Source organism: Alloyangia pacifica, assembly GCF_900116195.1.
Taxonomy (GTDB): Bacteria; Pseudomonadota; Alphaproteobacteria; order Rhodobacterales; family Rhodobacteraceae; genus Salipiger; species Salipiger pacificus.
In genome coordinates this window covers 192,944-209,127 of sequence record NZ_FOZW01000005.1, presented here as the reverse complement: position 1 = coordinate 209,127, position 16,184 = coordinate 192,944, and the positions used below count along the sequence as shown (strand labels likewise).

Below are 16,184 nucleotides of genomic sequence, written 5' to 3'. Positions count from 1 at the left end.
TAACGCAAGCATAATGATGATGAAGCGAGCGTAAGCGGTGGTCTATTCTTGTGCATTCGCGGGAAGGCAAGCAGCGGTTTTGGCGCTGCTGCTCTGCGCCTGCCCGGCCCTCGCCGAGCGCGCGGGGCCGCAGCACTTTGCCCAGGTCACCCCTGCGGCGCTGTCGGAGCCGCGGGTCATCGATCCGCCGGCGCTCTATCTCGGACCGCGGCCCGAGCGCCCCTTTCTCGAGGAGCGCGCCGCGCGGATGGAGGCGGTGATCGCCGCCGGAGACCGCCAGCCCGACCAGGCGCGGGCGCTGACCGATCTCGCCGAATTCTTCTTCGCGCATGCCATGGCTCCGGAAGGGCTGTCCGTGCTCGGGGCCGTCGATAGCGACGGGCTGCCATTGGCGCACCGGCTGCGAGCGCAGGCCTTCGAATTGGCGCTCGGCCTCATTGACGTGCGCGAGCGGCCGCTCACCCTTCGGGCGGAGGCGCTGCTCGACCCGGCGCACGCGGAATGGCCGGATCAGCCGCTCTTCCTCGCCATGTCGCATATTCACGACGGCAGTTGCGTCGATGCGCGCACGCTGCTGGACGAGGCCGTGCAGCGCCTGTCCCGCTTTCCCGCGCCGGTGCGGGTGAGGGTGCTGCCGGGCTTTCTGGAATGTGCCATCGACACCGGGCAATGGCAGCTGGCGCGGGACATCGCGGCCTCATTCGAGGATTATCCGGAGTTGCGCGATGGCGGGGCCTACCACTTCCTGCTTGGTCAGGTCGCGGAGGCCGTGAACGAGCCGCTTGCCGCCTTCGACAGCTATGTCCGGGTTATGGATGGGCGCGATATCTGGGCGCACCGCGCGCGCCGGGCGCTGGTTACGCTCGGCCTGACCCGCGATGCCCTGTCGACGTCCGACGCGATCCGCCTGCTGAAGCTCGAGGCCGAGATGTGGCGTGGAGATGACTCGGCGGGCGATGTGCTGGACGAGCTTGCGTCGCTGCAGGTCATCGCCGGGCGCAAGGTCGATGCGATCGAGACCTACGGTTTGCTGATCACCCGCCGCTCCGGGACCGAGCAGGCGACCGTCGCGCAGCAGAAGGCGCGGGCTTTGATCGAAGATCTCTACCGCAAGGGGGCCGAGGGGGAGATTTCCCTCGCGCGGTTCATGGCGGATCACCAGCGCATCTCGCGCTATTTCCGCTTCTCGCAGAGTTTCGCGCTGGCCTCGGAGCTGTTTGCCGACACGTTCCGCAAGGCTGGTGCCACCAAGGTTGCCGCCGAAGAATATGCCACCACTCACGATTACCTTACGGCGGCGCAGGATCTGGGCATCACCACCGCGGAAGAGGGGCAATTGTCGCGCCTCAAGGTGAAGGAAGCCGAGACCCTGCTGGCGGGCGGCCAGTTCATGGCCCTGGGGGCGCTGCTGCTGCAGCCGATCTCCCTGGCGGATCCGGAGTTGAAGCGGCGCTTCGATCTGGTTTCGGCCCGCTACTTCGATGAAACCGGCCAGACCGCAGAGTTGCTGGCCGAGGGGCAGGGCGCGGAGGAAGGGGAGGAGACGACCCAGATCCTGCGGCTGCGCGCGCTGGCGCGTTTCGAGCGCGGCGAATGGGCCCCGGCGGCGGCGGCCTATAGTCAGCTGCACGCCCGCGAGGGTGCCGAGATGCGCCTGCCGGATGCGATCCGCTACCTGCTTGCTGCGCACCGCAGCGGAGCGGATTCCCGTGCCGCCGAGCTGGCGGGGGAATTCCCAAGCCTGACGGAGCTGCCGGGCTGGGCCGAGATCGCGCGGGGCCTGACCTCGGAAGCGCCCGCGCTGCTGCCCCTGCGCGAGGAGACCGCGCGGGCGCGGATCGAGAAGGCGCAGGAAACCCTCGACAGCCTGCCGGACGTGGGGCGGCTCAATTGAGCGGTGCGCGCCACAAGATCAGGCAAGGTTCAGCGCGGAATCGCTGAAATTAGTACAAGTAAAGGCAAATTTAACCATGGTGAAACCTGGTTTGCCTAAGTGATCAGTCAGAAACGGTTCAACTGCGACCAATAGGGCGAGACGGACATGAGCATTTCCAGCGCGATGGCGGCCGGGGTTAGCGGCCTCACTGCAAACTCGAATGCGGTTGAACGCATTTCAAACAACATCGCAAACGCGGATACCACCGGGTATCGCCGCAGCTTTGCGCAGATGATCACCTCGGGTTCGACCGCGGCCACTGGCAGCACCTCGGCCGGGGTCGCGACGACCATCACCCACTCCAACACCACCGAAGGTACCTTCCAGGAGACCTCGGTCGCCTCGAACCTGACGATCAACGGCAGTGGCTTCTTCGTGGTGAATTCGAACATCGATGCTGGCTACACCACTGGCAACATGTTCACCCGGGACGGCAGTTTTGCGCCGGACGAGGATGGCAACCTGGTCAATGGTGCGGGGCTCTACCTGATGGGCTTCGCCTACGATGCCACCGGCGAGCTCGGCGCGGTCGACCGCTCGAGTTTCTCTGACCTCGTGCCGATCAACGTCGCCAGTCAGTCGATCAACGGCTCGGCCACCAGCACTGTCGGCATCAGCGGCACCCTGCCATCGCAGGAGACCGGCCTCGCCGAGCCGGGCAACGCCTTCACAACTTCTGTCGAGTTCTACAATGCGCTCGGCGAGGCGGAGCGCCTGACCCTCTCGTTCCAGCCCTCCACGCTCGACGATACCTGGGATGTCACCATCTCCGGCCCGGACGGCGACTACGGCACGGTGACGATGACCTTCAACAACAGCGGCGCGAACGCGGGTTCGCCGGCAAGCTACTCGGGCGTGACCTCGCTGGCCACGGCGCCGGCCGGGTTCGCCTTCGACACGGCGACAGGCGAGATGACCCTGACGGTCAACAACGGCACCACGCCGCAGACGCTGACCATGTCGCTGGGCGCGCCCGGAACCTTCGACGGCCTGACCCAGTTCTCCGGCGATTATACCCCGATGAACGTCGACGCCGACGGCAGCGAGAGCGGTCTGCTGACCAGCGTGGAATTCGACGAGGCGGGCGACGTCTGGGGGGTCTTCGACAACGGCACGCGCAAGGTACTCTACTCGGTGCCGCTGGCGACCTTCGCCAATGCCAACGGGCTGGCGACCTCGAACAACTCGACCTTCCAGGTGTCGGGCGAATCCGGCGCCTTCTACCTCGGTGCGCCGGGCACCGGCGAAACCGGCTCGCTCACCTCGGGCGGCATCGAGGGCTCCAACGTCGACATCGCGCAGGAGCTCACCAGCCTCATCCAGCGTCAGCGCGCCTACTCCTCGAACGCGAAGATCATCACCACCGCGGACGAGATGCTGAGCGAAACCGTCAATCTCAAGCGCTGATCGTCCGGCAACAGATCCGGGTGACCGACTTGCAAGTTAGGATCGCACCATGAGCCTTTCCGCGGCCCTCAACGCGGCACGCAGCGGGATGAGCGTGACCTCCCGCTGGGCGCAGACGACCTCGAACAACATCGCCAATGCGAACAACGCCTCCTATGCCCGGCGCGATCCGACGATCGTGACCGGCAGCACCGGCGGTGTGACGATCAGCGAGATCACCCAGGCGGTGAACAGCTCGCTCGACAGCATGTACCGGCTCGAGGTCTCGCGCACCGCCACGCAGGATGCGATCGCCACCGGCCTGTCGCTCTATACCTCGCAGCTCGGCGACACCGAATCCGACGTCACGATGCTGACCCAGCTGACAGACTTCCAGAACGCTCTGGGGTTGATGGCGGCGAGCCCGGCGGACAGCGCGCTGCAGCGAGCTGCCCTGACCGATGCGCAGGAGCTGACGCAGTCGCTGAACGCCGCCTCCAACTCGCTGATCGACGCGCGGGAGCAGGCGCTTGCCTCGGCGCAGAACGATATCTCCAGCATCAACAGCGATCTGGCGGATCTGGCCGAGATGAACGAGCAGCTCGCCAGCGGCAAGCTGAGCGAGAGCCAAAAACTGGCGCTCGGCGACGAGATCACTGCCAAGCTCGACAGCCTTGCCGAGAAGATGGACTTCACCATGCGCACCGATTCCAAGGGGCGGATGGAAATCTACACCACCGGCGGCACCGCGCTGCTGCTCGGCGAGACCGCCGAGACCATCAGCTTTGACGCGCAGACCGGCGTGCTCAGCGCCGGAGGCATCGACATCACGCCCGGCGTCGCCGGGACCCGCGGCATCGCCGAGGGGTCGCTGGCAGGCCAGGTCACACTCTACAACGACACGATCCCCGAGATGAGCGCACAGCTCGACGAGGTGGCGCGCGCGCTGGTGAGTGTCTTCGAAGAGGCTGACGCCTCGCTGGCCGCCGGGGAGCCGGGACTGTTCACCGATGCCGGTGCGGCCCTGACCGATCCGGTTGCTGCCGGGCTTGCAGGGCGGATCAGTGTCAACAGCGCCGTGGTGCCTGAAGAGGGCGGGGCGGTCTGGCGGCTGCGCGACGGCATGTCCGCGACGGTCGAGGGCTCTAGCAACGATGCCACGCAGCTCAACGCCTTTGTCGAAGCGATGGCGACCAAGACCAGTTTCGACAACGCGCTCGGGTTGGGCGACAGCGCGACGCTTTCGGACTACATGGCGGGGCTGATCGCCAGCCAGAACACCACCCGCGCGACGGCGGAGACAAGCGCCGAAACGTCCGCCGCGGCGGCGATGACGGTGCAGGAGACGCGGCTCGGCTTCATGGGCGTCAACGTCGACGACGAGCTGCAGCAGCTCGTCGCAATCGAACAGGCCTATTCCGCGAATGCCCAGGTCATGACCACGGTCATGTCCATGCTCGACACGCTGCTCGAATCCTTCTGATCGGGAACCCGACATGATTTATCTCAGCAAAGGCCCTTCGACGCTCTATTCGAGCCTGCTGCGCCGCAACCAGAACGCCGAGCTCTCGACCCGGCTGTCGGAAGCCGAGCAGGAGCTTTCGACCGGCTACAAGGCCGACATTTACAAGTCGATCGGTCTCGGCGCGACCGAGGCGCTCAGCCTCAACGCGACGCTGGATCGTGACGAGGCCCAGGCGACGACCAACTCGCTGGTGCTGTCGCGGCTCGAGATGATGACCACGTCGCTGAGCGCGATGCGCGAGTCGGTGCAGGACGTGCTCGACGTGGCGATTTCTAACGCCGGTCATTCGAGCGATGCCGCCTCCGGCATTCAGGTTGCCGCGAAGGCGGCGCTCGAGGCCTTCATCGGGCAGGCCGGTCAGTCCTACGGCGGCACCGCCCTGTTCGCAGGGGTGTCGAACACCAGCAATGTGCTGCAGACTTGGTCCGAAGCGCAGGCCGACAGCGGGCTGTCGCCGCAGGGTGTCTTCGAGTCCCTGCTGTCCGGCGGGCTGAACTCGGTGGCGGACGTTGATGCCGCGCTCGCCGAGATCGACGCCATCTTCTCCGACAGCGCTGCCGATCCCGATACCAACTACCAGTCGCTCTTCTACAACGGATCGACGGGCAACGCGCCGGCGCGTGCCAACCTGGGCGATGGCGTCAGCGTTGCCTACGGCGTGCAGGCCGATGACGAGGCCTTCCGGCAGGTGGTGAAGGGTCTGTCCATGCTGGCTTCGCTCGATCCGGCGACGATCGACGACAGCGAGGCCTACAGTAAGTGGGTCGATGCGGCGGTGAGCGCGATCTCGGCAGGCAGCGCCGGGCTTCTGGACAGTGAGACGCAGGTGTCGACCGTGGCCGCCCGGCTCGAGGCGCAGAACGAGCGCATCGCCGATCGGGCGATCCTCTATAAGACCCGCCTGCTTGAGCTTGATGGGGTGGATGCCTACGAGGCGGCGAGCAACGTGACCACGCTGCAGACCCAGCTGGAGGCGAGCTATACGGTCAGCGCCCGCCTATCCAACCTGAGCTTTCTGAACTACATGTGACGTGCTGGCGAGGCTGAGGCGGGGTGCCTCGGTCTCGAGGCTCGCTTCGGCGCCGGGTGCCAGTTTGTAGCCGCGACCGCGGATCGTGCGGATGTGCGGATCGCCCGAAGGCGACATTTCCTCGATCTTCTTGCGGATCCGGCAGATGTAGACGTCGATCACCTTGTCGAAGGGTTGGTCCTCGGCCATGCCATAGACCGCGTCGTAGATCACCGACTTCGACACCACGCGCGGGGCGGCCAGCGCGATCTGCTGGAAAATCGCCAGTTCGCGCTGCGACAGGCGCATCGGCGTGCCCGCGATATCCGGATCGCGCCCGTCGAAATAGGCGGTGATATCGCCGATCTTCACCGATCCTGCCGCGTGACCGTGGAACCGCCGGGTGATGGCGTTGACACGGGACCGCAGTTCGGGGCCGGTGAGCGGGCCGACGATGTCGTCGTCGGCGCCCGCGTCCAGCGCTTCCATTGCCGCCTCGGGATCGCGCTGATCGCGCAGCACGAGGATCGGGTTGCGGCAACCGGATTTGCGCAGACGGAAGATGTGCTCGACGGTGCGCGGCTGTTCGGACAGGAGCACTGGCCTGTCGGCGTAACCGTCGCTGCTCAGAAGTTCGAGCTCGCGTTCGAAAAAGTCATCACTGACGGCCACCGGCTGCCATTGCGCCGCATCCAGCTCGGACAGAAGGCTGCCGAAAGAATTTGAACGTGGCTCGTAAAGATAGATATGCACACTGCTCTCCCGAAAGCCGACCGACACTGGTTATCCATGCTTGGATGCCACGATCATGCGAAGTATTTTTCTCAAGGTCAAGCAATACACAAGGATAGCATGATTAGTTTGCAAAATGTCGTTGAATAGTTTGGCAATTCGATGTTTAGTTCTTGGAACACAGGACCGCAGCCTAGGGAGTCCCATGCGTATCGCAGCCTGTCTCGGTGCCGCCATCGTGGCGCTCTTCGCGGCGTTCCCCGCGTCGTCGGATGTCCGGATCAAGGACATCGCGACCTTCGAGGGCGTGCGGGAAAACCAACTTGTAGGTTACGGCCTCGTGGTCGGGCTCAACGGCACGGGCGACAGCCTACGCAACAGCCCGTTCACCGAAAAGAGCATCGAGGCGATGCTCGAACGGCTCGGCGTCGGCAATATGTCCGACGATAAGATCAAGACCAGCAACACCGCCGCCGTCATGGTCACCGCCATGCTGCCGCCCTTCGCGCGGCTCGGCTCGCCGATTGACGTGGTGGTCTCCTCGCTTGGCGATGCGACCTCGCTTCGCGGTGGCACGCTGATCGTCACGCCGCTGACCGGGGCCGATGGCGAGGTTTACGCGGTGGCGCAGGGGCCCATCGCGGTGGCAGGCTACGCGGCGCAGGGCATGGCGGCCTCGGTGGTCGAGGGCGTGCCGACTGTTGCGCGGATCGAAAACGGCGCAACGGTGGAAAACGAAGTCGAGTTTGTGCTGTCGTCCCTGAACTCCGTGCGCATTGCGCTGCGCAACCCGGATTTCACCACAGCGACCCGCATGGCCGATGCGATCAACAAGCGTATGGGAACCAACACCGCGACGGCACTCGATCCGGGCACCGTCGAGGTGGCGCTGCACGGAGCAGGCAAGGGCGACATCGCCGGCATCATGTCGGACGTCGAGAACATCCGCGTCGATCCCGACGCCGTGGCCAAGGTGGTGATCGACGCGCGCTCGGGCACCATCGTCATCGGCGAGGACGTGCGGATCGATCGCGTGGCGGTGAGCCAGGGCGGTCTAACCGTGATGGTGCGCGAGGACCCGGAGGTCAGCCAGCCCGAGCCGATCACCATCGGTGGTACCACCGTCGTCGTGCCGCGCACGACCGTCGGTGTCGACGAGCAGGAGACCCACTTCACCATTCTCGAGGGGGCGGACGTCAGCCTGCAGCGGCTCGTCGATGCGCTGAATGCCATCGGGCTGACGGCGACGCAGACAATTTCCATCCTGCAGGCCATCAAGGCCGCCGGCGCATTGCACGCCGATCTCGAGATCATCTGAGGGAGAGACCGCATGGACGTAAAGACCTCCATGGCCGCGTTGCAGGTGACCGGCGCGCAGATCGCGCAGCCCGGGGCCGTCGCGCCCGATGCACCCGCCAGCGCCGCCAAGGAATTCGAGGCGATGTTCCTCACCGAGATGGTCAACGAGATGTTGAGCGAGGTGGACCTTGGCGACTTCGGTGGCGGCAAGGCCGAGGAGCATTGGCGCTATTTCCTGGCCGAGGCCTTTGGCAAGGAACTGGCTGAGCAGGGGGGCGCCGGGATCGCCCGCAACCTGGAACAGGCGATGTCGGCCTATGGTGCCGCCGCCCGCCGTGGAGACGATGCATGACCCAGATGACCCGCCCGCGCGCGCATGCGCTGATCGACCGGCTCGCACGCCTGCTGCGCGACGAAATCGCCGCCATCGGCCGCGGCGAGCTTGCACGTGTCGAGGAGCTCTTCCCGCGAAAGCAGGAACTGCTCGCCGAGATCGAGGCGGCCTTTGCCGAGCCCGATGTGCTTCTGGAAGGCGATGATCCGGCTGCGGCACGCCTGCGGGACAGCCTCGCGGGCCTGCGCGAACTGATCCACAGCGACCTCGCGCTGTTGCGCCGGATGACCGAGGCGACCGGGGCGGTTGCCAAGGAGATCGACCGGATCCGTGAGCGCCAGAGTTTGCGTGGGGTCTATGATAAGGATGGCACAAAATCGCCACAAAGCGTAGCTCGCGCGCAACGCTACGATCAATCTATCTGACTTTAACTCTGGCTTAACCAGCTGCTCCAATCTGCCGTGGTATGGCAATGCCACGGCAGAACCGTTTTCGCTAGAACGGCGAAGAACCAACGATAGAAATCGGAGCAGGTACAATGTCTTCCATCAATACCAATGCAAGCGCGATGAACGCGCTGTCGACGCTGCGCGGCATCAACAAGAACCTCGAGAGCACTCAGAGCCGTATCTCGACCGGCCTGAAGATCCAGTCGGGCAAGGACAACGCAGCATATTTCTCGATCTCTGAATCCATGTCGTCCGACAGCTCGGTCTACAAGGCGATCGACGAAGGTCTCACGCTGACCAAGAACTCGATCTCGACCGCCCGTCTGGGTGCCGAGTCGATTGCATCGCTGGCAGAAACCTTCTCCGAGCGTGTGGCCTTCGCCCAGGGCGACGCGGTGGATCGCGAAGCGATCCAGGATGAACTGAACGGTCTCATCAACCAGATGAAGAACACCATTCAGCAGGCGACGTTCAACGGCGATGATCTGGTCAATGCCGCACAGGCAGAGAACATTGTCTTGGGTACTTCCGGCGGCGTGCTTGCTCTGTCGGTTGGTGCAACAGCCGTCGGCGTGGTCACCGGGATCACGCGCGACAGCACCGGGGGTCTCGATACCACCGCGATGTCGTTCAATAAGGTCGATCTCTCGTCGATCGTGGCGAGCCTGTCCGCAATCGATGTCTCGGACGCAGCCTTGTCGGCAGGGGACCTGCAGACGGCACTTGCGGACGCGAAAACGGCATTCGACGACGCAACCGACGCGGCGACCTCGCTCGGCATCGCCGAGAAGTCGATTGAGAACCAGCAGGAGTTCCTCAACAATCTGACCGACAACATCGACACCGGTGTTGGCGCCATGGTTGACGCCGATATGGAAGAGGAAGCGGCCCGTCTGCAGGCGCTGCAGGTCCAGCAGCAGCTGGCCACGCAGTCGCTGTCGATCGCCAACTCCTCGCCGCAGAGCATCCTGTCGCTGTTCCAGTAATTTCTCTGGAATATGCGCGACTTCTGATGGCATAAGGAGGGGGCGCCATAGGCGCCCCCTTTCCGTCGGAGCATCGGACAAACCGGGCCCGGCTTACAGTCACCCCGCGATAGGTCGGGGGAGCAGAGGCAGGAACGGCAATGAGCATCTCCGCATACAAGCGTACCATCCGCGAAAGCGAGTCGCCGAGGCAGATCGAGGCGCGAGTCTTCGCCCGCATCACCGGCGCCATGCGCGAGCACCAGCAAGACTGGGCCGCGTCATCCGAAAAGCTGGCCCGGTTGGCCGTGCTCTCCGGGGGGCTGCGCGATGCGGTCGTCCAGAACCGGCGGCTCTGGGAGCGGCTTCGGGGGGACCTGGCCAGCGACAGCAACGCGCTGCCGCAGGCGCTGCGCGCCAATCTCCTGTCGATCTCGCTCTGGGTGGACCGCACTTGCGGCTCCGTTCTTGGCGGCGGCCCGGGTCTCCCGGCGCTGATCGATGTGAACCAGAACATTCTTGCAGGGCTCTCGGCCGCCCGCCCGGCGCCGACGGCAGTGGATCAAGATGGCGCTCAATCTTACTCTCAAACCCTTTGAGCGGATCGTCGTCAACGGCTGCATGATGCGCAACGGCGGGCGGAAATCCACGCTCACCATCGAGAACCGCGCCGACATCATCCGCGAAACCGACCTGCTGAAACCCGAGGCTGCCGTGACCCCCGTCCGTGCGGCCTATTTCCTTATCCAGAGCGCGCTGGTCTACCCGGAGCGCCGGGATTCCCTGACTAAGGCAGCGCAGCAGCAGCTCGCGAAGCTGGCCACCGTGTTCACCGCCGAGCTCTCGAGCCATGTCTTCGAGGCGGCGAACAACGTCAGCCAGGGCGAGTACTTCACCGCGCTGCGCGATCTGCGACCGCTCTTGAAGCGCGAGGTCGAAGTGCTCGGCCCCGCAGGTCTCGACCCCGTCTCCCCCGAAGATCTGCCGAGGATCCACAGATGATTTCCATGTCCGGCCTCTCCGCGTCGCTCGCCCTTCGTCTCATCGGCAAGACCGAGGACAAGGAGCACGAGATGATCGAAAGCGAACCGCAGCACGCGCGCGAGATCGCCTATTTCATGGAGAACATCGAGAACGTCGAAACGGTGGACGACCTGATCGGCGACTACCGGCTCTACAGTTTCGTGATGAAGGCCTACGACCTCGAGGACCAGATCTTCGGCAAGGCGATGATGGGCAAGATCCTCAAAAGCGACATCGAAGAAGATGACGCGCTGGTGAACAAGCTGACGGACGATCGCTTCGAGGTCTTCTACGAGGCGATGGGCTTCACCGACGGAGGGACGTCGAACAGCAACACCATCGACCCTGAGTGGAAGGCCAAGATCGTCGATGCCTATGTCGACACCACCTATGTGAACGCCAAGGCAGACGACAACGAAGCGCTTGGCCTTGCGCTGCAGTTCCGCCGCAAGGCCGCGACTGTCGAGTCGGCCTATGACCTCCTCAAGGACGAGGACATGGCGCAGTTCATCCGGACCGCGCTCGGGCTGCCGGACGAGATTGCCAGCGGCGATATCGACCGGCAGGCGGCGCTGCTGGCAGAGCGCGTCGACATCGACAGGCTGGGCGACGAGGATTATGTCGAGTCGCTGGTGAGCAAGTTCGCCGCGATCAGCGACGCCAACAGCGATACCGTATCGACCAACTCCGTGGTGACGCTCGTATCCAGCGCGATGAGCGCCTCGTCGGGCAGCTTCGTGCCGGTCACCATCGACATCGACACGATCCAGGGTTTCAGCGGCTACAAGCTCCGCTGAAACCCGGCGCTTCCGTTCAGTACATCTCGTCGTCTTCGTCGCCGAGCGGCAGGCTGATCTGGTCTTCGTCGGCCAGCGTGCGCGCGTAGTCGAGCATCAGCGTCTGCGCGGAGGTCACGTCGCGGCGGCGCACCGGCCCCATGCTCTCCATCTCTTCCATCAGCATGTCGCGCGAGCGGCCGGGCAAGGCGTTGAGGAAGGCGTCGCGCGCGTCCTGGCTTGCGCCGCGCAGCGCCGTGGGCAGGGTGTTGCCGGGCACGCCGCGCATGATCCGCGCAAGATCCATCGGCTCGAGCTTTACCAGGTCCTCGAAGGTGAACATCTTGGCCTTGATCGCCGCGAAGGAGTCCGGGATCGAGGTCTCCAGCGCCGGGGCCATGGCGTCGAAGGCGCCGCGGTCGAGCTTGTTGAAGAGATCCGCCATGCGCTGGTGCTGTTCCGCCGTTGTCGGCTGGGCGCCCGCGTTGATGATATCGCTCTGCAGCGACTCCTCGATCTGGCGCATCATGTGATGCGGCACCGCCTCCATGCGGATCATCCGCTCGACGACGCTGTTCATCTTCTCCGGCCCCAGCAGCGGCAGCACCTTCGCCGCCACGTCGGTTTTCACGTTGGTGAGGATCGCGGCGATGGTCTGCTCGTGCTCGCCCTTAAGGTAGTTGGCGATGACGTTCTCCGACAGGCCGCTGAACCGCGCCCAGAGGTCGCGCTCCTTCAGCGGGCCGCGGATGTCCTTGAGGATGCCCTCGACCTGTTCACCGGGCAGCAGCGAGCGGAGCAGGTTCTCGGCCACCGCGAAGGAGCCCACCACGCCGCCGCCGTTGGTCATGTCCTCGACGAAATCCGACAGCACCTGCTCGACGGTTTCCGACGAGATCGAGCCGAGGCCGGACATGGCGCGGGTGACGCGCTGGATCTCGTCGTCGTCGAGCTGCTGCATCAGCGCCGAGCCGCGCTTTTCGCCAAGGCACAGAAACAGGATCGCGGCCTTCTGCGGTCCGCTCAGCTTGCGCCGCGCGGCCTGACCGGCGGGGTTGGTCGTCGTGGTGCGTTGGACGTTCGCTACAGCCATCTGGCGGCTCCAATCATGTGTGTCAGCCCGCTCCGGAGAGCGGCAGATAACTTTCCATCAGGCTTCCGGCCAGCATGTACCAGCCGTCGATCAGCACGAAGAAGATCACCTTGAACGGCAGCGAGATCAGCACCGGCGGCAGCATCATCATGCCCGCGCTCATCAGCACCGAGGCGACGATCAGGTCGATCACCAGGAAGGGCAGGTAGATCAGGAAGCCGATCGAGAAGGCGCGGCGCAGCTCCGAGATCATGAAGGCCGGCACCAGCTCGCGCCAGCCGACCGCCTCGGCACCCTCGGGCAGGGGGCCGGGGTCGACCTCCGCGCCGCCCGCATCGCTGCGCGCGGCGATGTCGTGGAAGAGCGCGATGTCCTTCTCGCGGGTGTTGGCGTACATGAAGGTCTTGAACGGCTGGCCGATCCTTGCCAGCGCCTGCTCCTCGGTGATCGAGTTCTCCATCAGCGGTTGCACGCCGCCTTCCCAGGCATCCTCGAACACCGGCTGCATGACGAAGAAGGTCATGAACAGCGCCATGGAGGTCAGCACCATGTTGGGCGGCGTCTGGTTCAGGCCGAGTGCCGAGCGCAGCATGGAAAAGACGATCACGAAGCGGGTGAAACTGGTCATGATGACCAGCAGCCCCGGCGCCAGCGACAGCACGGTCATCGCCGCGATGAGCTGGATGATCCGCCCCGAGAGCGAAGCGCGCTCATCCGATCCGGCGGGGGCGGAGCTCAGCGCATCGCCGATCGCGCCCAGCAGGTCCGAACCCGCAGATTGCGCCTGCGCGGTTCCCACGGCAGCGACCAACAGCCCCGCCGCCAGAAGCAGGCAGGTCAGCACCGTTGAAAGCTGGCCGGGATGTCGGGTCATTCTTCGGACACGTAGTCCTTGACGATCTCGATCAGCGAGACGCCGAGCCGGTCGTCGGGCAGGCGCACCAGGTCGCCGCGCGCCACCAGGCGTTCGTTGATCATCACCTCGACCGGCTGACCTATGCTCTTGTCCAGCTCGATGATCGAGCCGCGGCTGAGCTTCAGCAGCTGCGCGATCGGCATGCGGGTCTGGCCCAGAACGATCTGTACGTTCAGCCCGACGTTGAGCATCGCGTCGATGCCCTGACCGCTCTCTGCCGGCTTCGGGGCGGCCGCGGCGGCCCCGGTTTCGGCCTGCTTGGTCTCTGCCTCGTCCATCATGTCTTATTCTCCTGCCTGATCCTGCCCGATCGCCGCGTCGATGCTGGCCTTGCTGCTTTCCAGCGCGCCGAGGATGCGTTCGCAGATGTCGTTGAAACTGTAGGTCATCACCCCGTGGTCCCATTCGGCGCGGACATCGCCTGTCGCCAAGGCCGGGTCGGGCTTGATCTCGATGCGCCCGCCAAAGCCGGACTGTCGGGCCACGCGGTGGATCTCCGCGGCGCTGCTCTCGGTGACCTCGGGTGCAAAGCGCAGTTTCAGCTCGGCCGCGCCGAGCGCCATGCGCACGACGCCGCGGGCTTCCTGCAGCGCTTCCTGCTCGGCAAGGGCCGCACCGGTCGCGGGCGCCACCTGACGCAGCACCGAGAGCGCGAAGCCGACCATCTGCGACTCCAGCACCGCGTGGTGGTGATCGGCGTCCGCGAACAGCGCCTGCAGCGCGGGGGCCACCGCCTCGATGGCACTGGCCTGGCGGGCGCTGGTGTTCTGCTGCGCGGCATTGGAGGCCTCGTCGCGGCCCTGGGTGAGCCCTGCCTCGAACCCCTCGGTCCGGGCCGCGCTCACCGCCGCGTCGAACTCCGCGCGGGTATAGATCGCGCCGGCCTTGACCTGCTCGCCGCGCCGCTGCGCATCGGCCTCGGTGTCGAAGTTGCGGTCGAAGATGAAGCTCATGTCGCGGACCCTTCTGCAAGCCAGCTTTTGACCACCTTGATCGCGTCGTCGGGCTCGCGTTCGATCAGCTCACCGACGGTGTTGATCCAGCCACGCTGCACGCCACCCTGCACCGAGGCGAAGGACACCATCTCTTCGCCGCCCTCCGGAATCGGATCGAGCACCGTGCCGCTGTGGAAGACCTGCTCGGCGCCTGCGCCGCCCTGCTGCCCGGCGTGGAGCTGCGTCACGTTGGACTGCCCGGGAAGTCCCGGCGGCGCCTTTGCGCCCGGGAGGGCAGGCGCGGCATCCGGGGCCGGCAGGCCGCCCGCCTTGGGGCCTTCGACCTCGCCATTGGCGGCCATCAGTTTGGACAGCGCCGGGCGCACCGCGAAAGCGAGCACCGCGGCGACCAGACCCAGCGCGAAGAGGCCGCGCAGGATCGTGCCAATGTTTTCGGAGAGAACCTGCGTGAAGCTGCGGGCCACCGGCTCGCCGACGTCCATCGAGTAGTCCATGAAGCGCAGGCTCACCACCTCGATCGAGTCGCCGCGCGCCTCGTCGAAGCCCATGGCGCTCTGCACCAGCGCCTGCAGGCGCTCCAACTCGTCGGGGCCACGTTCCTCGTACTCCACCGAGCCGTCAGGCTGCACGTTGTAGATGCCGTTGATCAATACCGCGACCGACATGCGTTCCACATCGCCGGGCTCGCGCACCGTCTCGACCTGTTTGCCGCCGATCTCGTAGTTGACGATCTCGTTGTTGGTGTTCGAGCTGTTCGAATTCGTCCCGGGCACCGCATCGGCGAGCGCGGCGGGCACGTCGTCGGCGACGCCGACCTCGCCGCTGGCGGCTCGCTGGTCCTGGGTGGTTTCCTCGCGGGTCTCGGTCGAGCGCACCACCCGCTGGTCGGGGTCGTAGGTCTGCTCGCGCACAACCTGCCGCTCGCTCGTCAGATCGACGCTGACCGTGACGCGGGCGTTGCCGGCACCGACCCGGGCCGAAAGGATTTGGGTGATCCGCTGGCTCAGCCGGTCCTCGATCTGCGCCCGGGCCGATTGCAGCGACGCCTCACTGCCCGCCTCGCCGTCGTCGGCGAGGATCGTTTCGCCCGAGGCCGAGAGCACGGTGACCTGCGCCGGGGCGAGGTCGGGCACGGCGGATGCAACCAGAGAGCGAATCGCATGCGCCTGCTTCATCCCGATCTGCCGCGAGCCGCGGACGATCACCGAAGCCGAAGGGGTGGGGCGCTCGCGCGAAAACGGCTCGCGTTCGGGCATGACGAGGTGGACGCGAGCCGCCTCGACGCCGTCGATGGTCTGGATCGAGCGTGCAAGCTCGCCTTCCATGGCGCGCATCCGGTTCACTCGTTGCATGAAGCTGTTCATGCCCAGACCGCTCTGTTCGTCGAAAAGCTCCCAGCCCGGCGTGCCCTCGTTGGGCAGGCCGAGCGAGGCCAGCTCCATGCGGGCGCGGGCCATGTCCTCGGCCGGCACGCTGACCGCGGTGCCCGCAGTGTCGGTGCGGCTGCGGATGCCGGCGGCTTCGAGCGAGTCGACGATGCGGGCGGCATCTGCCGGATTCAGGTCGCGGTAGAGAGAAACATAGTCCGGCGTGGTGATGACCGAGAGGCCGAAAAACACCGCAAGAACAAGGGCAAGACCCGTTCCTCCAAGCACCGAGAGCCGTCGCCAGCCCAGCGATTTGAGATTTTCCAGTATCGCCTGCACGTGTCCTGCGCCCTATGGTGTCGCCTGCGGCAAGAATAAACACAACTGTTCTTGGTACTCAAGAACTATACCGGAAGTT

The 16,184-nt window shown here is 65.3% G+C and carries 17 protein-coding genes; 11 read left to right on the top strand and 6 right to left on the bottom strand.

Annotated elements, in window-relative coordinates; all coding sequences use genetic code 11:
* The first annotated feature begins 79 nt into the window (after window positions 1-79).
* The 4 genes from BM397_RS12435 (at window position 80) to BM397_RS12420 (ending at window position 5,877) form a co-directional block, all read left to right on the top strand.
* Complete coding sequence (locus BM397_RS12435; protein WP_092424424.1) at window positions 80-1,894, top strand: hypothetical protein; 1,815 nt, start codon at window positions 80-82, stop codon at window positions 1,892-1,894.
* Window positions 1,895-2,041: 147 nt separating this feature from the next.
* Complete coding sequence (locus tag BM397_RS12430) at window positions 2,042-3,343, top strand: flagellar hook protein FlgE (protein WP_092424422.1); 1,302 nt, start codon at window positions 2,042-2,044, stop codon at window positions 3,341-3,343.
* A 49-nt stretch (window positions 3,344-3,392) separates the two neighbouring features.
* Window positions 3,393-4,805, top strand: coding sequence for a flagellar hook-associated protein FlgK (gene flgK, locus BM397_RS12425; RefSeq protein WP_092424420.1), 1,413 nt, complete (start codon window positions 3,393-3,395; stop codon window positions 4,803-4,805).
* 13 nt (window positions 4,806-4,818) lie between these two features.
* On the top strand, window positions 4,819-5,877 hold the full coding sequence (locus tag BM397_RS12420; RefSeq protein ID WP_092424418.1) for a flagellin: 1,059 nt from the start codon (window positions 4,819-4,821) through the stop codon (window positions 5,875-5,877).
* On the opposite strand, the gene BM397_RS12415 is transcribed toward BM397_RS12420, so the two are convergent.
* A complete protein-coding gene (locus tag BM397_RS12415; protein WP_092424416.1) occupies window positions 5,845-6,609 on the bottom strand; it encodes a response regulator transcription factor in 765 nt (254 codons plus the stop codon). The two genes, BM397_RS12420 and BM397_RS12415, sit on opposite strands and share 33 nt — an antisense overlap.
* Before the next feature lie 184 nt (window positions 6,610-6,793).
* Here BM397_RS12415 and BM397_RS12410 point away from each other — a divergent pair, with 184 nt between their 5' ends.
* The 7 genes from BM397_RS12410 to BM397_RS12380 all read left to right on the top strand — a co-directional run bounded on the left by BM397_RS12410 (window position 6,794) and on the right by BM397_RS12380 (window position 11,455).
* Window positions 6,794-7,906, top strand: coding sequence for a flagellar basal body P-ring protein FlgI (locus tag BM397_RS12410; protein WP_092424414.1), 1,113 nt, complete (start codon window positions 6,794-6,796; stop codon window positions 7,904-7,906).
* A 12-nt stretch (window positions 7,907-7,918) separates the two neighbouring features.
* On the top strand, window positions 7,919-8,239 hold the full coding sequence (locus BM397_RS12405) for a rod-binding protein (RefSeq protein ID WP_092424412.1): 321 nt from the start codon (window positions 7,919-7,921) through the stop codon (window positions 8,237-8,239).
* Entirely contained in the window at window positions 8,236-8,646 is a 411-nt protein-coding gene (locus BM397_RS12400; RefSeq protein WP_092424410.1) for a hypothetical protein, read from the top strand. The genes BM397_RS12405 and BM397_RS12400 overlap by 4 nt, the downstream gene beginning before the upstream one ends.
* A 113-nt stretch (window positions 8,647-8,759) precedes the next feature.
* Window positions 8,760-9,656 carry a flagellin N-terminal helical domain-containing protein gene (locus tag BM397_RS12395; RefSeq protein WP_092424408.1) on the top strand — a complete coding sequence of 299 codons (897 nt, stop codon included), beginning with the start codon at window positions 8,760-8,762 and terminating at the stop codon, window positions 9,654-9,656.
* Window positions 9,657-9,796: 140 nt separating this feature from the next.
* Window positions 9,797-10,234 (top strand): flagellar biosynthesis regulator FlaF, encoded by a 438-nt coding sequence (locus BM397_RS12390; protein ID WP_092424406.1) that lies wholly within the window; start codon window positions 9,797-9,799, stop codon window positions 10,232-10,234.
* On the top strand, window positions 10,203-10,637 hold the full coding sequence (locus BM397_RS12385) for a flagellar biosynthesis repressor FlbT (RefSeq protein ID WP_092424404.1): 435 nt from the start codon (window positions 10,203-10,205) through the stop codon (window positions 10,635-10,637). The genes BM397_RS12390 and BM397_RS12385 overlap by 32 nt, the downstream gene beginning before the upstream one ends.
* Entirely contained in the window at window positions 10,634-11,455 is an 822-nt protein-coding gene (locus BM397_RS12380; RefSeq protein ID WP_092424402.1) for a DUF1217 domain-containing protein, read from the top strand. Before BM397_RS12385 ends, BM397_RS12380 begins: the two co-directional genes overlap by 4 nt.
* Before the next feature lie 16 nt (window positions 11,456-11,471).
* On the opposite strand, the gene BM397_RS12375 is transcribed toward BM397_RS12380, so the two are convergent.
* Genes BM397_RS12375 through fliF form a run of 5 tightly spaced genes read right to left on the bottom strand, consistent with a single transcriptional unit; the run spans window position 11,472 to window position 16,105 of the window.
* On the bottom strand, window positions 11,472-12,527 hold the full coding sequence (locus BM397_RS12375; RefSeq protein ID WP_092424400.1) for a flagellar motor switch protein FliG: 1,056 nt from the start codon (window positions 12,525-12,527) through the stop codon (window positions 11,472-11,474).
* A 22-nt stretch (window positions 12,528-12,549) separates the two neighbouring features.
* Window positions 12,550-13,401: a flagellar type III secretion system pore protein FliP gene (fliP, locus tag BM397_RS12370; RefSeq protein WP_092424398.1), complete on the bottom strand. Its 852-nt coding sequence runs from the start codon at window positions 13,399-13,401 to the stop codon at window positions 12,550-12,552.
* Window positions 13,398-13,724 carry a FliM/FliN family flagellar motor switch protein gene (locus BM397_RS12365; RefSeq protein ID WP_092424396.1) on the bottom strand — a complete coding sequence of 109 codons (327 nt, stop codon included), beginning with the start codon at window positions 13,722-13,724 and terminating at the stop codon, window positions 13,398-13,400. The genes fliP and BM397_RS12365 overlap by 4 nt, the downstream gene beginning before the upstream one ends.
* A gap of 3 nt (window positions 13,725-13,727) precedes the next feature.
* Window positions 13,728-14,396 carry a FliH/SctL family protein gene (locus BM397_RS12360; protein ID WP_092424394.1) on the bottom strand — a complete coding sequence of 223 codons (669 nt, stop codon included), beginning with the start codon at window positions 14,394-14,396 and terminating at the stop codon, window positions 13,728-13,730.
* Window positions 14,393-16,105, bottom strand: coding sequence for a flagellar basal-body MS-ring/collar protein FliF (gene fliF / locus BM397_RS12355; RefSeq protein WP_092424392.1), 1,713 nt, complete (start codon window positions 16,103-16,105; stop codon window positions 14,393-14,395). Before fliF ends, BM397_RS12360 begins: the two co-directional genes overlap by 4 nt.
* Window positions 16,106-16,184 lie beyond the last annotated feature (79 nt).

Coding starts and splice junctions, on each gene's coding strand:
- flgK (WP_092424420.1), top strand. CDS start 3,393: ATGAGCCTTTCCGCGGCCCTCAACGCGGCACGCAGCGGGATGAGCGTG.
- BM397_RS12360 (WP_092424394.1), bottom strand. CDS start 14,396: ATGAGCTTCATCTTCGACCGCAACTTCGACACCGAGGCCGATGCGCAG.
- BM397_RS12410 (WP_092424414.1), top strand. CDS start 6,794: ATGCGTATCGCAGCCTGTCTCGGTGCCGCCATCGTGGCGCTCTTCGCG.
- BM397_RS12380 (WP_092424402.1), top strand. CDS start 10,634: ATGATTTCCATGTCCGGCCTCTCCGCGTCGCTCGCCCTTCGTCTCATC.
- BM397_RS12400 (WP_092424410.1), top strand. CDS start 8,236: ATGACCCAGATGACCCGCCCGCGCGCGCATGCGCTGATCGACCGGCTC.
- BM397_RS12365 (WP_092424396.1), bottom strand. CDS start 13,724: ATGATGGACGAGGCAGAGACCAAGCAGGCCGAAACCGGGGCCGCCGCG.
- BM397_RS12420 (WP_092424418.1), top strand. CDS start 4,819: ATGATTTATCTCAGCAAAGGCCCTTCGACGCTCTATTCGAGCCTGCTG.
- BM397_RS12390 (WP_092424406.1), top strand. CDS start 9,797: ATGAGCATCTCCGCATACAAGCGTACCATCCGCGAAAGCGAGTCGCCG.
- BM397_RS12375 (WP_092424400.1), bottom strand. CDS start 12,527: ATGGCTGTAGCGAACGTCCAACGCACCACGACGACCAACCCCGCCGGT.
- BM397_RS12385 (WP_092424404.1), top strand. CDS start 10,203: ATGGCGCTCAATCTTACTCTCAAACCCTTTGAGCGGATCGTCGTCAAC.
- BM397_RS12395 (WP_092424408.1), top strand. CDS start 8,760: ATGTCTTCCATCAATACCAATGCAAGCGCGATGAACGCGCTGTCGACG.
- fliP (WP_092424398.1), bottom strand. CDS start 13,401: ATGACCCGACATCCCGGCCAGCTTTCAACGGTGCTGACCTGCCTGCTT.
- BM397_RS12430 (WP_092424422.1), top strand. CDS start 2,042: ATGAGCATTTCCAGCGCGATGGCGGCCGGGGTTAGCGGCCTCACTGCA.
- BM397_RS12405 (WP_092424412.1), top strand. CDS start 7,919: ATGGACGTAAAGACCTCCATGGCCGCGTTGCAGGTGACCGGCGCGCAG.